10 protein-coding genes are annotated in these 15,837 nt (G+C 74.8%); 4 read left to right on the top strand and 6 right to left on the bottom strand.

The window, feature by feature from the left end:
* Positions 1-25: 25 nt before the first annotated feature.
* Together CP982_RS39190 and CP982_RS39185 are read left to right on the top strand one after the other, a co-directional pair.
* Complete coding sequence (locus CP982_RS39190; RefSeq protein WP_150514845.1) at positions 26-1,603, top strand: amidohydrolase; 1,578 nt, start codon at positions 26-28, stop codon at positions 1,601-1,603.
* A gap of 160 nt (positions 1,604-1,763) precedes the next feature.
* On the top strand, positions 1,764-2,885 hold the full coding sequence (locus CP982_RS39185; protein ID WP_150514844.1) for a M4 family metallopeptidase: 1,122 nt from the start codon (positions 1,764-1,766) through the stop codon (positions 2,883-2,885).
* Here the strand turns inward: CP982_RS39185 and CP982_RS39180 are convergent.
* Complete coding sequence (locus CP982_RS39180; RefSeq protein ID WP_150514843.1) at positions 2,878-3,627, bottom strand: TetR/AcrR family transcriptional regulator; 750 nt, start codon at positions 3,625-3,627, stop codon at positions 2,878-2,880. The two genes, CP982_RS39185 and CP982_RS39180, sit on opposite strands and share 8 nt — an antisense overlap.
* 162 nt (positions 3,628-3,789) lie before the next feature.
* On the opposite strand from CP982_RS39180, the gene CP982_RS39175 reads away from it, so the two are divergent.
* The gene (locus CP982_RS39175) at positions 3,790-6,021 is read left to right on the top strand and encodes an MMPL family transporter (protein WP_150514842.1); all 2,232 of its coding nucleotides are present in this window, start codon (positions 3,790-3,792) and stop codon (positions 6,019-6,021) included.
* Between the two features lie 70 nt (positions 6,022-6,091).
* Here the strand turns inward: CP982_RS39175 and CP982_RS42010 are convergent, their stop codons facing one another.
* The 4 genes from CP982_RS42010 to CP982_RS39155 form a co-directional block, all read right to left on the bottom strand.
* On the bottom strand, positions 6,092-9,505 hold the full coding sequence (locus CP982_RS42010) for an SAV_2336 N-terminal domain-related protein (RefSeq protein ID WP_170316592.1): 3,414 nt from the start codon (positions 9,503-9,505) through the stop codon (positions 6,092-6,094).
* A 921-nt stretch (positions 9,506-10,426) separates the two neighbouring features.
* Positions 10,427-11,377: an AAA family ATPase gene (locus CP982_RS39165; protein ID WP_150514841.1), complete on the bottom strand. Its 951-nt coding sequence runs from the start codon at positions 11,375-11,377 to the stop codon at positions 10,427-10,429.
* Positions 11,374-13,635, bottom strand: a complete 2,262-nt coding sequence (locus CP982_RS43050) for a VMAP-C domain-containing protein (RefSeq protein WP_150514840.1) — start codon at positions 13,633-13,635, stop codon at positions 11,374-11,376. Before CP982_RS43050 ends, CP982_RS39165 begins: the two co-directional genes overlap by 4 nt.
* Positions 13,632-14,033: a CU044_2847 family protein gene (locus CP982_RS39155; RefSeq protein WP_221514720.1), complete on the bottom strand. Its 402-nt coding sequence runs from the start codon at positions 14,031-14,033 to the stop codon at positions 13,632-13,634. Before CP982_RS39155 ends, CP982_RS43050 begins: the two co-directional genes overlap by 4 nt.
* Positions 14,034-14,172: 139 nt before the next feature.
* On the opposite strand from CP982_RS39155, the gene CP982_RS39150 reads away from it, so the two are divergent.
* Positions 14,173-15,471: an aminotransferase class V-fold PLP-dependent enzyme gene (locus CP982_RS39150; RefSeq protein ID WP_150514838.1), complete on the top strand. Its 1,299-nt coding sequence runs from the start codon at positions 14,173-14,175 to the stop codon at positions 15,469-15,471.
* 87 nt (positions 15,472-15,558) lie between these two features.
* Here CP982_RS39150 and CP982_RS39145 read toward each other — a convergent pair whose 3' ends face one another.
* On the bottom strand, positions 15,559-15,804 hold the full coding sequence (locus CP982_RS39145) for a DUF397 domain-containing protein (RefSeq protein WP_150514837.1): 246 nt from the start codon (positions 15,802-15,804) through the stop codon (positions 15,559-15,561).
* Between the last annotated feature and the right edge of the window lie 33 nt (positions 15,805-15,837).

The following is a 15,837-nucleotide window of genomic DNA, read 5'->3' as shown; positions in this document are numbered from 1 at the left end:
TTCACTCCCCCGAAGGGATCTGTTCGTGCTTTGCTCCAGGATCACCAACGCCACCATCCTCACGATGGATCCGGCCCGCCCCACCGCCCGGGAACTCGGCATCTGGCGCGGCCGCGTCGTGGGGCTCGACTCCGACATCGCGGGGCTCCCGGCGCGGCGCGTCCTGGACCTCGACGGCGCGACGGTCCTGCCCGGCTTCATCGACAGCCACGTGCATCTCATCTGGGCCGGGCTCAAGGCACGCGCGCCGAGCGTCGCGCCCAGCAAGCGGGTCGACGCGATCCTCAGGGCCGTGGCCGACGCCGTGACGGCCGCGCCCGATGGCGGCTGGGTGAGCTTGGGTGGATACGACCAGCGCACGCTCGACCGGCCGCTGACCGCCGCCGACCTGGACGCGGTGAGCGCGGGCCGCAAGGTGTACCTGGGGCACATCTCCGGGCACGCGTGCCTGGTGAACTCGGCCGTTCTCGGAGAGCTGCCGCCGCACGTCGCGAGCCCGGACGGCTTCCTCGCGGAGGACGCCATGGGGGCGGCCCTCGCCCTGCGCCCGCCGCACACGCTGGCCGAACTGGCCGACGCCGTCGCGGAGTCCGGCCGCGTCTGCCGCTCCCAGGGCGTCACGGCCTGCGCCGAGGCGGGCATCGGCAGCGAGCTGTTCGCGCACAGCCCCCTTGAGGGCGCGGCCTTCCAGCTCGCCCACGAGACAGGGCGGCTGCCGCTGCGCGTCCAGCTCATGGTGGCGGCGGACGCCCTGCGTCCGGTCGAGGCCGCGCCCGAGGACACCACCACGCGCTCCTTCGGCCTCGGTCTGCGCACGGGCTTCGGTGACGGCCGCCTCTCGCTCGGCGCCCTGAAGGTGTTCACCGACGGCGGCATGATGGCGCGCACGGCCGCGCTCACCGAGCCGTACGCGGGCAGCACGTCAAGGGGGCAGCTCCAGGCCGACCCCGAGCTGCTCACGGAGACCATCGTCGAGGGCCACCGGGCCGGCTGGCAGCTCGCGGTGCACGCGATCGGCGACCGCGCCGTCGACCTCGCCCTGGACGCCCTGGCCGCGGCCCGCCGCGCCAAGCCGCGCGCCGACGCCCGCCACCGCGTCGAGCACGCCGGGCTCGTCCGCCCGGACCAGCTCGCCCGCTTCGCCGAGCTCGGGGCGATCGCCGTCGTCCAGCCCAGCTTCCTGCGGTACTTCGGCGACGACTACGCCACGATCATGGGGCCCGAGCGGGCGCCGTGGATGTACCGGGGGCAGGGCTTCCTGGACCACGGCGTGCGCCTCGCGGGCAGCTCGGACCGGCCCGTCGCCGACGGCTCGCCGCTGCGGGCCGTCCAGTTCATGGTCGAGCGGGCCTCGGCCTCGGGCCGGCTCATCGGCCCCAAGGAGGCGATGAGCGTGGATGAGGCGCTGCGCGCGTACACGGCCGACGCCGCGTACGCCTGCCGCTGGGAGGGCGACGCGGGCAGCATCTCCCCCGGCAAGCGCGCCGACCTCGTGGTCCTCGGCGACGACCCGAGGAAGGTGGACCCGGGGCGCATCGGGGACATCGAGGTGGTGCGCACGTTCGTCGAGGGTGAGGAGAGCCTGGACGGCGTGGCCGCCTGACCGAAGGGGGCCGGTGGTCCGGCCGCCGGGGCGGCATCGCGCGCGGCATATCGCACGGCGATGGCTTGTCGCGCTCCTGACAATCCGCCGCCGTCCTGGCAGGCTCGTCCCGGCGCACTCCCCCACCCGCCCCGCGCACCAGCCGCCGGAAGGAGCCGACATGGCCCCGCCCCGCACCTCCCGCCGTCGCACCCGTCGCACCCGTCGCACCGGAGCACGGCTCCTGCTCGCCACGGCCGTCGTCGCGGCCTCGGTCGTCCAGGGCGGCCTGGCCGGCGCGAGCCCGGCGGCGGCGCGCGCGGCGGCCGGGGTCGGCTGCGGCACGAACGTGGGGCGCGTGCCGCTCGACACCACGTACAACCCGGCCACCGGACGCTACGAGCTCAACGACCCGAAGCGCGGCAACCACAAGACGTACGACATGCAGAACGGGACCGGCGGGTCCGGCACCGTGGTGACCGACGACGACAACGACTGGTGCGAGGGCGGCCGCCAGTCCGACGCCGTCGCGGCGCACTACATCCACGCGGTGTTCTGGGACTACTTCCTCGGCGTCCACGGCCGCAAGGGCGTGCGCGGCGACGGCAAGGGCGGGTGCAGCCGCGTGCACTACGGCCGCGACTACGTCAACGCCTTCTACGAGTCCGCCTCCAACTGCGTGACCTACGGCGACGGCGCGTCGAATCCCGCGCGGCCCCTGATCCGCATCGAGGTCGGCGTGCACGAGCTGACCCACGGCGTCACCGCGGCCACCGCGGGGCTCGGCTTCTCCGGGGAGCCGGGCGGCCTCAACGAGGCGACGAGCGATGTCTTCGCGGCCGCCGCGGAGTTCCGCGCGGCCAACCCCGCCGACCCCGGCGACTACCTCTTCGGGGAGCGCCTCGACACCACCGGCGGGACCGCGCTGCGCCACATGGACCGCCCCTCACGGGACGGCCAGTCCAAGGACTACTGGTACGCGGGCATCGGCCAGCTCCCGCCCGCCCACTCCGCAGGCCCCGCCGACCATTTCTTCTACCTGCTCGCCGAGGGCAGCGGCCCGAAGGTCGTGGGCGGCGTCTCCTATGACAGCCCGACGTACGACGGCAAGCCCGTCAGCGGCGTCGGCCGGGCCGCCGCGGAGCGGATCTGGTACCGCGCGCTCACCCTGTACATGACGTCCACCACCGCCTACCGCTCCGCGCGCACCGCGACCCTCGCGGCGGCCGCCGCCCTGTACGGCACGGACAGCGCCGAGCACCGCGCGGTGGGTGCCGCCTGGGCGGCCGTCAACGTCACCTGACGTCCGCGGCCGGGGACGGGATCCGGCGGCGCAGGTCCTCGATCAGGTTCCGCATCGCCAGGCGGAAGATCTCGGCCTGGTGGTCGCCGATGAAGGAGGTGTGCCCGAACACCTCCAGGACGACCAGGCCGTGCAGTTGTCCCCACGCGCTCATCAGGAGGGCGACCGCGGGCGGCGGCAGTGACCCCAGACCGTCCGCGGGCAGCCGCTCCAGGTCCTCCCGCAGCGCGGGCGAGAGCTCCGGTACGTCGGCCGCGGCGAGTTGCTCCGTGGTGAAACCGCCGAACAGCTCGCGTTCGAAGATCGCGCCCATGCGGCGCACGGCCTGGGTGGTGGGGCCCTCCGGAGGCGCCGCGTAGTACCGCAGGGGCGTGCCGTACAGGAGCTGGAACCGCTCGGGGTGGTCGATGGCCCACTGCCGGTAGGCCCCGGCCACGGCCACCAGAGGCGGCGCGCCCGGCTCGTCCGCGGTCGTGTCGAGGCTGGTCTGCAGGGCCGCGGCCAGGTCGTCGTACGCCTTGGCGATGAGGGCGGTGACGAGGTCGTCCCGGCTCGGGAAGTAGTGGTAGAGCGCCTGCACCGTCATGCCGAGGCTCCGGGCGACGGCTCGCAGGGACAGGGCCGCGGGGCCGTGTTCGCTCAGCTGCGCCTCGGCGGCCTCCAGGATCTCCTGGGTGGCCGCGGCCCGGCGCCGCTCGCGCAAGGTGGGCCGGGCCGGGGCGAGTGGGTCCGTAGCGGTCATGCGGCGACCGTACGCCGAAGTCCTCGACAGCGTAAGGAAGTTCTTCGAGCTGTGAGGAAAATCTAACACTGCCAAATCTTCTTCCCGGTCAATACCTTCGTCCTGCGGCGACGAAGAGTGCGACACCGCACCCGCTCCGCAGAAACGCAAAGGAGAGAGCGCGTGTTCGAACGCATAGCCGAGCTGGCGATCCGCAGGTCCCGGCTCGTCCTCATCGTCGCCACCCTGGTGGTGGCCCTCATGGGCGCCCTCGGCGCGGGTGCGTTCGGGAAGCTGCTGGGCGGCGGCTTCGACGACCCGGCCTCCCAGTCCTCCCGGGCCAGGGACGTCATCGACGAGAAGTTCGGCGGCGAGACCAACCTGGTGTTCCTGGTCCGCGCCGCCGACGGCCGCGTCGACTCCGCGGCCGCCGAGCGCAGCGGCCGGGCCCTGGTGGCCGACCTCAAGGAGGAGCGGGACCTCACCAACGTGGTCTCGTACTGGGACGCCGAAAGCCCCGACCTGCGCTCCGATGACGGCCGCGAGGCCATCGTGCTGGCCCGGGTGAAGGGCCACGACGCGGAGCAGCAGGACAACGCCAAGGGCGTCATCGACGCGTACGCGGGCACGTACGAGGACACGCTCACGGTCAAGGCCGGAGGCAGCGCGGGCGTCAGCTACGAGATGGGGCCGCAGACCGAGGAGGACCTCGTCCTCGCGGAGACCATCGCGGTGCCGCTGATCCTCCTGCTGCTCCTCGTCGTCTTCGGGACGGTGGTCTCCGCCCTCCTTCCGCTGGTCATCGCGCTCATCGCCATCGTGGGGGTGTTCGCGGAGCTGTACGTCGTCGGCAGCGTCACCGATGTGTCCGTCTTCGCGATCAACCTCACGACGGCGCTCGGCCTCGGACTCGGCGTCGACTACGCCCTGTTGATGATCAGCCGGTTCCGTGAGCAGCTCGCGGCGGGGGCGAGCGTGGAGGACGCCGTCCGCAAGACGATGAGCACCGCGGGCCGTACGGTCGCGTTCTCCGCCGCGACGGTGGCGGCCGCCCTGGCGGCGCTCATGGTGTTCCCGCAGTACTTCCTCCGCTCGTTCGGCTACTCCGGCGTCGGGGTCGTCCTCATCGCGGCCCTCGCCACGCTGTTCGTGATGCCGGCGCTGCTCAACGTCCTGGGGCACCGGGTCAACCGCGGCCGGATGCCGTGGGCCAAGCCGGGGCGCGCCGGAACCGGGACGTCCGTGTGGGGGCGTCTCGCCCGTACCGTCATGCGGCGGCCCGCGCTGACCGCCCTGCCCGTGCTCGCGGTGCTGCTCGCGGCGGCGAGGCCGCTGCTCGGCATCACCTTCGGCACGGCGGACGAACGCGTTCTGCCCGAGGACGCCCAGAGCCGCCAGGTCTCGACGGCCCTGCGGGAGAACTTCGACGGCAATGACGCCGCCGCGCTGCACGTCGTGATCAACAAGCCCGTGGACCAGGACCCGTTGGCGTCCTACGCGGTCAAGCTGTCCGCCCTCGAAGGCGTCGCCCGCGTCGAGACCAGCACCGGGGTGTACGCCGACGGGCGGTCCGAGGCGACCGGCCCCGGCAATCCGGCGCTCGGCCGCCCCGCCGCGCAGCAGCTCAACGTGGTGACCTCCCTGACGCCGAAGTCGGACGAGGCCAAGGACCTGGTCGAGGGGGTCAGGACGGCCGCCGCGCCCTCCGGGACCGCCCCGCTGGTGGGCGGGGCCGACGCCGAACTGGTCGACTCCAACGACTCCATCGGCGGCAGGCTCCCGCTCGCCATCGGCCTCATCGCGGTCACCACGTTCCTGCTCCTGTTCCTGTTCACCGGCAGCGTCGTGCAGCCGCTGCGGGCGCTGGTCCTCAACATGGTCAGCCTGGGCGCGACCATCGGCGTCATGACCTGGATCTTCCAGGACGGCCATCTCTCGGGCCTGCTCGGCTTCACGCCGCAGCCGATGGAGACGTCGATGACCGTGCTGATGTTCTGCGTCGCCTTCGGTCTCTCCATGGACTACGAGGTGTTCGTCACCAGCCGGATCAAGGAACTCCACGACCTCGGCGAGGACAACGAGTCCGCCGTGGCCGACGGCCTCGGGCACACCGGCCGCATCGTCAGCGCGGCGGCCGTCCTGCTCGCGGTGAGCTTCTTCGCCTTCGGCACGGCCGAGATCAGCTTCATGCAGCTCTTCGGCCTGGGCAGCGGGCTCGCCATCCTCATCGACGCCATCGCCGTCCGCGGCGTGCTCGTCCCCGCCGCGATGCGTCTGCTCGGCGGTTCGGCCTGGTACGCGCCCGGCTTCCTGCGCGCCTTCCACACCCGCTTCGGCCTCAGTGAGCGCGGTCCCGCCCCGGCGCCCGTACCGGCGGCGGAGTCACCGCGGGTGGAGACCACGCCGGTGCCCTGACCCCCTCTCCCCCCGCGTGCCCGCCTCCTCGGATCCGGAGGCGGGCACGCCCGCGTCCGCGGCGCGCACGTCAGGGGAACATCGGCCGCCGCCCCAGGAGCAGCGCCGCGAGGCGCAGGTAGGCCTTGTAGGCGACGGGGGTAAGCCAGGACAGTTCGACGGTGCTGGCCATGGCGAGGTGGCCGTCGCGCGGGACGGTCACCAGGCCGCGGCAGCGCGAGCGCAGGGCGCGCACACTGGCCGAGTCGAGGGTCCAACCGGCGGCGGGGCGGCTGTGGTTGAGGACCACGACGGCCTCCTCCACCAGGTCGGGGCGGTTCAGGGTGACGAGACGGTCCATGGTCTGCTGGGCCTGGGTCAGGCCCGCGGGGTCGGCGCGCGAGACGATGACGACGCGGTCGGCGTGCTCCAGGACCAGTGACACGGGCTTGTCGGAGTCGATCAGGGTGAGGCGGAAGTACGGGCGCGTCGCCCACAGCACCTCGCGGAAGTCCTGGTCCGTGTACTGGCCGCCCGCCGAAGGACGCGACACCGAGTCGTTCGCGAGGACCGTCAGTCCTGAGCGGTGCGGCGAAAGGAACAGGCTGAGGTCCTCGAAGCGGCGCACCTCCGGCAGGGAGGCCGCCAGATCGGTCAGGCCCGCGAACGTGCCGCGGAAGACGCGGCCGCCGATGCGCACGTGCCGTCCCGCGTGCTTGTCGGCGTCGATCGCGAGGACCCGCTCCTGGCGCTGGTCGGCGAGGACGGCGCCCAGCATCATGGTCGTCGTGGTGCAGCCCGCGCCGTCCTTGACGCCGACGAGGACGATCCGCAGCGGCTTGTTCAGGGGCGCCCGGATGGTGCGCGTCCAGGTCTCGCTGTCGTCGTCCTCCGGCTCGTCCGCGCTCTGCCGCTCCTGCGGCGTCTCGGGGGCGAGCGCGTCGTCGGCCTCCTCCCACGGCTGTGCGCCGGGCAGCCGGGCGCTGAGGGCGTCCGCCACCTCCCGCACCGTGGGTCTGCTCTCCGGTTCGGCGGTGACGCAGCGCAGGAGGAGGTCGGCGAGTTCCCCGTCGAGGTCCCCGAACCACGGGTCGCGCCGCAGGGCGTCGTGCTCGTAGCCCTGCCACGCGCGGCCGGTCGCGGCGTGCAGCAGGACGGCCCCCAGGGAGTACACGTCCCCGGCCGTGATGCGGGACTCGCCCCAGTACGTCACCTCGGGCGCCCGGTAGGGCGATGCGGGCGGCATCGCCGAGACCGAGGCGCTCCAGGCGCCGTCGATGCGCGCCGACGTCCAGCTGATGACGTGCAGGGTCGACTCGGTCACCAGGACCGCGCCCGGCGTCAGCGAGCCGTGCACGATGCCCCGGCGGTGGCTGCGGCTCACCGCCCGCGTCAGGTGCCAGCCGAGCCACAGGAACAGCGGGGTGCCCGCCAGCGGTCCGGCCGCGTCGAGGACCGCGCGCAGCGTCGGCGCGGGCCGCCCGTCGCCGAGGGTGTCCAGGCGAAGCGCCAGCCAGGGCACGGGCACGTCGCGCAGGTCGCTGGCCACGACGGCGGGGGCGTACGCGCCGTCCATGCGGCGCAGCGCGGCCCGCTCGTTGTCGAGCAGTTCGCGCGCCACCGGCGAGGCGGACGAGGAGGAGACGCGCAGCAGGACCTGCAGTCCGTCCTCGTCCTCGCCGATGTACGCGGTGGGCGTGCCGCCGGCGCCGTCCCGGCGCAGCAGCGTGTAGGGGCCCAGGGCGTGCAGGTCCTGAAGGCGCAGGGGCAGCCAGGACGGGGCGGCCTCAAGCCCCGAGGGCAGCAGGACCTCCTCCTGCGCCGCGGCCCCGTTCGGGGCGGGCGCCGCCATGGGGCGGGCGCCGATGTGGGTCAGGAGCCGGTCCTCGAGCCAGGCGAACGGCCGGGTGCCGGGCAGGAGTTCGCTGGTGCCGGAGGGGTGCGCGAGCCAGGCGGGGAAGTCCGGTGAGCGGCCGACGAGCGCGCGCAGGCGCTCGGTGACGGTCCTGGTCGTGCGCAGCAGGTCGATCGGGGACGCCGTGTCGAGGAGGATGTCCTGGGCGTCGCGGGCGAATCCGAACCTGCGGTGCGGCGCGGGCAGCCGCGCGTCGGCCGGTTCGACCTGCTGCATGAGCCCGCCGAGGAACACCTCGGCGAGGTGCGCGGTGTCCGTCCGCCAGGGGACCGCGGCCTGGACCAGCCGCATCACGGGCACGGTCAGGGGTGACACGGCGGCGAGGTGCGCGGCGAGCCGGAAGGCCTCCGGCGACGCGGCGTCCCGGAACCGCAGGACGGCGGTGGCCGCGTCGGAGCCCCGCGTGTCGGCCCGGCCGCGCGGCGTCGGCGCGTGCGACGGGACCAGCAGGGGCAGCTCCGTGCTCGCGCCGGGCGAGGCCACGAGCCGCGCCCAGGCGGCGACGGCCGGTGGGTACGGTTCGAGAACCGGTACGGGGATGTCCGTGAAGTCCTCGCCGAGCCCGGAGGGCAGCAGCGGGTCGGACACGTACCAGGTGTCGTTGGCGGCGCCCCGGCGCCGGGTGGTCACCAGCCAGGGCTCGGAGCGGATGCCGGAGGCGCCCCACAGATGGGCGGGCAGGGCGTGCAGGATGGCGGTCGGGCCCTGGCGTGCCCAGCGGCCGAGCGCCCCGCGCATGCGCCCGTCGCGCCAGCAGGCGCCGACGCCGTCGCTGATGACCAGGACGAGGGTGCCGCCGGAGGGGTCGACGGCCGACGCCGGGGACAGCAGCGCGGAGTTGGCGTCGAAGGGGCGGGCGCGCAGCAGCGGTGCCCGCCGGGTGCGTGTGTCCAGGCCGAGCACCCGGATGCCGCGGAACGCGCCGAGGCGCTCCAGGAGGGCGCGCAGCTCGGTCGCGAGGCGCCGCCACAGGAGCATCGAGATGCCGTCGTCGATGAGCAGCACCAGGTCGAGCCAGCGCTGCCGCGCGGGCCGGGTCACCACGTCGGGCAGGCCGGTCTCGGCGAGAGCCGCCGCCGTGGCCGCCTCATCGAACTCGCGCCGGTGCGGGTGCGGCTGGGGCTGCTTCAGGAGCCGCAGCGCCCGGCCGAAGCGCAGCTCCTCGTCGCCCAGCGCCTTCTCCTCGGGCACCCGCACCGGGAGCGCGCCGTCGTCCGGCCGGAGCCGGTCGTCCGCTCCGAGCCGGGCGAACTCGGGGGCGCTGCGGGCCGCCGCGGCCGCGTGCAGGGCACCGAGCAGCTGGGCCGGTGGCGGGGGTGGCGCCGGGGTGCCCGGCGCCTTGCCGCCGTCGGCGGGTTCGCCGTCCCCGGGGCGGGCGTCGGCCGGGGGCGCGGGCTCCGCCGCAGGGCCGGGGCCCTGCGCGGGCAGGGCGGTGCCGGACAGCGCCCGGGCGAGGGGCGCGTCCCCGTCGGCGGGCAGGCGTCCCGCGAGCCAGACGGCGTCGAGCAGTTCGTGGATGGACAGCTCGTGCCCGGTAAGACGACCGAGCAGGCCGAGCAGCACGGGAGACGACTCACGGCCACGGTCCACCACGCCCCCGCCGGCCGCCACACCCCCGCGGGACGACACCCCTCCGCCAGACGGCGCAGCCCCGCGGGACGACTCACCACCGCCGAACGGCACACCCTCACCGGGCGAATCACCCCCACGGGACGATTCACCACCGCTGGACGGCCCACCCTCACCGGGCGACACATCCCCGCCGGGCGAATCACCCCCACAGGACCACTCACCACCGCCGGACGGCACACCCTCACCGGGCGACACATCCCCGCCGGGCGAATCACCCCCACAGGACCACTCACCCCCACTAGGCGGCACACCCCCGCCGAACGGCGCAGCCCCGCCGAACGGCTCACCCCCACGGGACGATTCACCACCGCCGGACGACACACCACCGCCGGTCGACGCATCCCCACCCGGCGACACACCCCCAGTGGACGGCTCACCGCCGCCGGACGGCACACCCTCACCGGGCGACACACCCTCACCAGACAACTCACCCCCACAGGACGATTCACCACCGCCGGACAGCACACCACCGCCGCTCGGCGCAGCCCCACCGGGCGACACACCCCCAGTGGACGGCTCACCGCCGCCGGACGGCACACCCTCACCAGACAACTCACCCCCACAGGACGATTCACCACCGCCGGGCGTCACACCCCCGCCGGACGGCGCAGCCCCACCCAGCGACACACCCCCACCAGACCACTCACCCCCACCAGACGACACACCACCGCCGGACAGCACACCACCGCCGGACGACTCACCGCCCCCGGAAGGCACAGCCCCACCGGACGACACACCCCCACGCGACCACTCACCCCCACCAGGCGGCACACCCCCGCCGGACGGCGCGGCCCCGCCGGACGGCTCGCCGCCAGGTGGCCGGGGCGGCGGCACCCCGCGCGGGCGCCCGGCCGAAGGGTCCCCGTGGCCGGGTGGCATCTACAGCGCTCCGCCGAGGCGGTGCAGCACCGCGTCCAGGAGCCCCTCGGCGTCCAGGTCGACGCCGCCCTTGCGCAGGAACACGGCGTTGAGCAGCTGGTCCGTGGCCAGTTCACCGGGGGCGCGGCGGTTGAGGAAGGCGTGGAGGAGGTCGTCCATCCCGGCCAGCGCCTCCTCACCTAGGTGTGCCGACACGATCTCGCGCAGCCGGGCCTCGTCGGGGTCCGGCAGGGCCAGGCGTACGCAGCGGCGCATGAAGGCGGGCGGGAAGTCGCGCTCGCCGTTGCTGGTGATCACCACCACGGGGAACTCGCGGCAGCGCACCCGGCCGCGGGTGACCGTGACCCATTCGCCGTCCGTGCCGTGGGTGAGGACCGACACCTCGGACTGGTCGTCGGGGAGCCGGGACAGCTCCGGGATCTCGAACTCGCCCTCCTCGAACACCGTCAGGAGGTCGTTGGGCAGGTCCACGTCGCCCTTGTCGAGCTCGTCGACGAGCAGGACGCGGGGGCGGTCGCGGGGCACCAGGGCCGTGCCGAGCGGGCCGAGGCGGACGAAGGTGCCGATGCCCGGCTCCGCCGCGCCGCGCTCCTGGCGCAGATGGGTCTCGCGCAGCCGGCCGATGGCGTCGTAGCCGTACAGGGCCTCCTTGAGGGCCGAACGGCTGTTGACGGCCCACTGGAGCACCGGCCCGAGGGTGAGTTCGTGGGCGACGGCGTGCGCGAGCGACGACTTGCCGGTGCCGGGGTGACCGGTGACGAGCAGGGGGCGGCGCAGGTGAAGGGCGGCGCTCACGACATCCGCCTCGGCGCGTCCGATGAGGTAGGGGCGGGGCCGGGGGCGGGCCCCGGAGCCGTCGGGGAACCGGCGCCAGGGCGGGGCCTCGGGCAGCTCCACCCGCCGGGCCACCCGGTCGCCGCGGAACAGCCGCCATCCGTCGCGCTCGTTCATGTCGCCTGCTCCGTTCCCTCGGCCGGGTCCGCGGGTCCTGTCAGCCCCTCCGCGGGGTCGGCGAGCTGCAGTTCGTCGGGCAGCGGCAGCTCGATGTCCTCCCACACCAGCGCGGGGCGGCTGCCGGTCAGCGCGTCGGCGTACGCGCGGACGCGGAAGTGCCGGACCCGTTCGGGGAGTTGGTCGACGGGCCCGTCGGGCGTGAGCATGCCGAGGTCCGCGCCCTCCCCCGGGGCGCGGGGACCGCGGTCCCACAGCACGATGGGCACGCCCATCACCAGGCAGACGGGGAGCAGTTCACCGCGCTGGGCCGCCGTGCCCTGGACCAGGACGCGGGCGGTGTCCCGGTGGACCGTCTTGAGCAGGCCGATGAGTCCCGCCCGGCCGCCGACGCTGCGGTCGGCGCGCAGCGGGTCACCGCGGTGGCGGGCGTTCCAGCGCCGGGTGAGGTCGACGGCGCCGGTGCGGGAGCGCCGCCGCAGCCGCGGGCAGCGCAGGATGAGGTGGAAGTCCTCGCCGAGCGGCGCGGGGATGTATTCGTCGACGCCCGCCCCGTCCCACTCGTCCACGGCCAGCTCCAGCGCGTCCGGCGGTACGGAGACCGCGACCAGGGCCACTCCCCGCTCGGCGCCCTCGGTGCCGCCCGCGATCTCCCGGATCAGCCGGGCGATCTCGCGTCCGGCGCGGGGCCGTTCGGTGCCGGTGACGGCGCGGGCCGCGGTGCCGTCGGCGCGCAGTCGCCAGACCGCGCAGCGGTAGTGGTCGGCGGGGTCCTTGGCGTGCCGGTCGAGCTCCACCAGGATGCGGGCACCGGCCGCGGCGGACCGCTGCGACCAGCGTTCGGCGTCGGCGCGGCGCTCGCGCAGCGCCGAGGCGTGGATGCCGAGGCGCGCGGCGACCCGGCCGCTCCACTCCTGCAGGGCCCGGCAGGCCAGGCCGCCGGTCTCGGCCGCCACGTACTCGACGACGCGCAGAAGGGCGGGAAGGCGCGGCGTCTCTTCGGGCACCGGGGAGCTGTCGCCCGGCCAGGTCTCCAGCTCGCGCAGCACTCCGTCGACGGCGGCGGGCGCGAGCCGGGCCGCGTGCAGGGAGTGCGGCAGGTCCAGGTAGGGCAGGGCGGCGGTGGCGGCCCGGTGCAGCAGGCCGGGGTCGTGCCGGCACAGGTGCTCGAACTTGGCGCGCAGCAGCCGGTGTTCGGCCACCGAGAGCAGCCGGGCCGCGCCGGTCAGGCGCCCCAGGGCGAGCAGCCGGTCGAGTTCGCCGCGGCCGCGCGGGTCGTCGGCCACGGTGGGGGCGAGGGACTCGGCCAGGGTGGGCAGTGCCCGCTCGGTGCGGGTGAGCAGCTGGGCGAGGTCGGCGACGGCGGGAGCGGTGCCGTCGGCGGGGGCGCGCAGGCCGAGTTCGCCCGCGAGCGCGGTGGCGTGGGCGGTGCGGGCCGCGGGGTCGCCGAGCAGCAGGTGCAGCGGGCCGACCATCATGTCCCGTACCGTCTCGGAGGAGTCGGGGTCGGCACCGGGCACCGGCGCCGGGGAGCGCGCGAGGCCGGACAGGTACGCCTCGGGCAGGGCCCCGGCGCGGCGCAGTTCGAGCAGCACGGACTGCCAGCCGAGGCCCCAGCTGCGCCGGACCGTGTGCTGGGCGGACAGGGCGGCGTCCGGGGCGGTGATGCGGCCCATGACCAGGCCCACGGCCGCGCCGTCGGCGACGCACCACAGGGGCCCGCCGCTGTAGCCCTCGTCGACGGCGGCGCCCGACAGCTGTCCGTCGAGGTAGCCGATGCCGTCGTCGTACGCGGCCACGCGCACGTCGGCGTAGGAGAACGGCTGCCCGCCGCCGTACCAGGCCCTGACGTCCTGCCCCCGCGCCATCTCCAGCCAGCGGACGGGGCCGACGGGCGGCGGGGGCTCCTCCCCCAGCTCCAGGACGGCCAGGTCGCCCGCCCACTCCAGGGAGCCGTCGGGGACCGGGCCGAGGTGGTGCGCGCGGGGTGGTATCCACGCCACCAGGCGGGCGGGGCGCGGCGCGGCGGCGGAGAGCACGGGGAAGGACACGTCCAGCGTGACGCCGCCGGGGTCCCGTGCACTGAGCATGCGGTGCCCCAGGGCCGCGTTGACCACGTGCGCGCAGGTCAGAAGGGTGCGCCCGCAGAGGTAGACGCCCGCGCCCGCGGTGCGCGCCCGGTCCGCGCTCAGGACCCGCACCAGGGCTCCACGGGCGTCCGCGTACCGGTCGCCGTCGGTCGCCGTGAACCAGCTCATCTCTCGGTCCGCGGGGACAGCTGCCAGGTCGCCGATACGGTCATGCTCGCCTGGCCGCCCGCGCCGACGATGCCGAGGCGCAGGTCCTGGCCGATCTGGACGCCGAAGTCGACGGAGAGTTCCCGGGGCGGGTCGGGGATGCCGCGCACGGCGTCGTGCACCTGTTGCAGGACGGGCCCCAGCGGGCTCAGCACGGTGCGCAGCGCGTCCGTGGCGAGCGTGCCCACGCGCACCCCGCGCCCCACGGGCGTCACGCCGGAGATGCCGCCCGGCAGGTCGGCCTCCGTCCCGTCGGGCGCGGCGGCGGGAGCCTCCCCCGCGGGGGCCAGCTCCAGACGGACGCGTACTCCGTCGTCAAGGGTGAACTCCAGGTAGTCGTAATGCGGCACAGGAAGCATTGTGCAGATCAAGTCTCCCTTCAGATAGGGGAGTTGACGATTCCGTAAGGTCGCGGGCAACCGTTTCGCCCCCTTGACTCGCCGCCCGCGTTCCGTTCGAGTGCATACCGTCGGTCGGGCGATTTCCGGAGGTATCAGGATGGACAGACGGAGCATGCTGGCGGGCGCGGTCGGATCCGCGGCGGTGGCGGCGTGGGGCGGCGGGATCGCGGAGGCGGCCGAGACCGCCGCGGCGGACACCCGGCGGCTCCTTGGGGCGGACGGGCGGCCGGACTGGGGTGCGGTGCGGGCGCAGTTCCGCCTCGATCCGGACTGGGTCCACCTGGCCACGTTCTATCTGGCGTCCCAGCCGCGCGCGGTACGGGCGGCCGTGGACCACCTGGCCCGGCAGCTCGACGCCGACCCCATGCTGGTGCCGACACGGCTTTCCCTGCCCGACGGCCCGACGGGCTGGGACCGCGTACGAGGCTCCCTGGCCGCGTACGCGGGCGGCGAGGCCGACCACATCGCGCTCACCGCGAGCACCACCATCGGCCTTGGGGTCGTGTACAACGGCGTGCGCGTCCGCCCCGGCCAGGACTTCCTGCTCAGCGAGGACGACCACCCGGTGCACCAGGCCGCCGCCCGGCTCGCGGCGGACAAGCACGGGGCCCGGGTGCGCCTCGCCTCGTGGTTCGCCGACTCCGCGCGGGCCACCACCGAGGAGGTGGTGAGCGCGGTCCGCAGCCGGATCCGGCCCACGACCCGCGTGCTCGGCATCACCTGGGTGCAGTCGAGGACCGGGGTGCGGATGCCGGTCGAGGCCATCGCGAAGGTGGTGCGCGAGGCCAACCGGGGGCGCTCGGAGTCCGATCGCTGTCTGCTGGTGGTCGACGGCGTGCACGGCCTCGCCGCCGTGGACGCGGACGTCGCGCGGCTCGGGGCCGACGTCGTGGTCGCGGGGACGCACAAGTGGCTGTTCGGGCCGCGCGGCACCGGTCTGGTGTGGCTGGCTCCGCACGCGCTGGCCCAGGTGCGTCCGACGTTCGCGAGCTTCATGGGGGAGGAAGGAGCCGCCGCGCTGTCACCGGGAGGCTTCCTCGCCTACGAGCACGCCTTCGCCCTGCCGGTGTCCGTCGCGTTCCACCAGACCCTGGGCCGCTCCCGGGTCGCGGGACGGATCGCGGAGCTGTCCACGCGGGCCAAGCAGGGGCTCGCCCGCATCCCGGGCGTGACGGTGCACACGCCCGCGGCACCGGAGATGTCCGCGGGCATCACCTGCTTCAGCGTGCGGGGCCACGCCGGGTCCGCCGTGGTCGACATGGCCGCCGAGCGCGGCATCCGGCTTTCGTCGCTGTACCACGACAGTCTCGGGTACGCGCGGATCGGCACCGGCGTCATGAACTCCGCACGGGACGTCGACGCCGCGCTGCGCGTGGTGCGTGACATCGCGGGCTGACGGGTCGATCCTGCGGCCCGGACGGGACGCAGGACCGAACCGCGTCGGCGGCTGACACGTGGCGCCGGGGGCCGTCGGCCCCCGGCGTCACGTCAGGTCGAAGCGGCCCTCGCGGGCCCCGTGCACGAACGCGCCCCACTCCGCGGGCGTGAAGATCAGCGAAGGGCTCTCCGGGCGCCCGCTGTTGCGCATCGCGATGAAGCCCTCGACGAAGGCGATCTGCACGTCCCCGCGGCCGTCGCTGCTCGACCGCCAATCGGCCACGCTGAGGTCCAGGTCCGGCTTCTCCCAGCCCGCGAGCGGATGCTGCTGAGTGGTGGTGCTGTCGGCCACGTCCGTGCTCCTCCCAGTGCGTCGTCCGCCGCC

This window comes from Streptomyces spectabilis (assembly GCF_008704795.1).
Taxonomy (GTDB): Bacteria; Actinomycetota; Actinomycetes; order Streptomycetales; family Streptomycetaceae; genus Streptomyces; species Streptomyces spectabilis.
The sequence above is the reverse complement of the archived record's forward strand: the minus strand, read 5'-3'. Positions and strand labels throughout refer to the sequence as shown.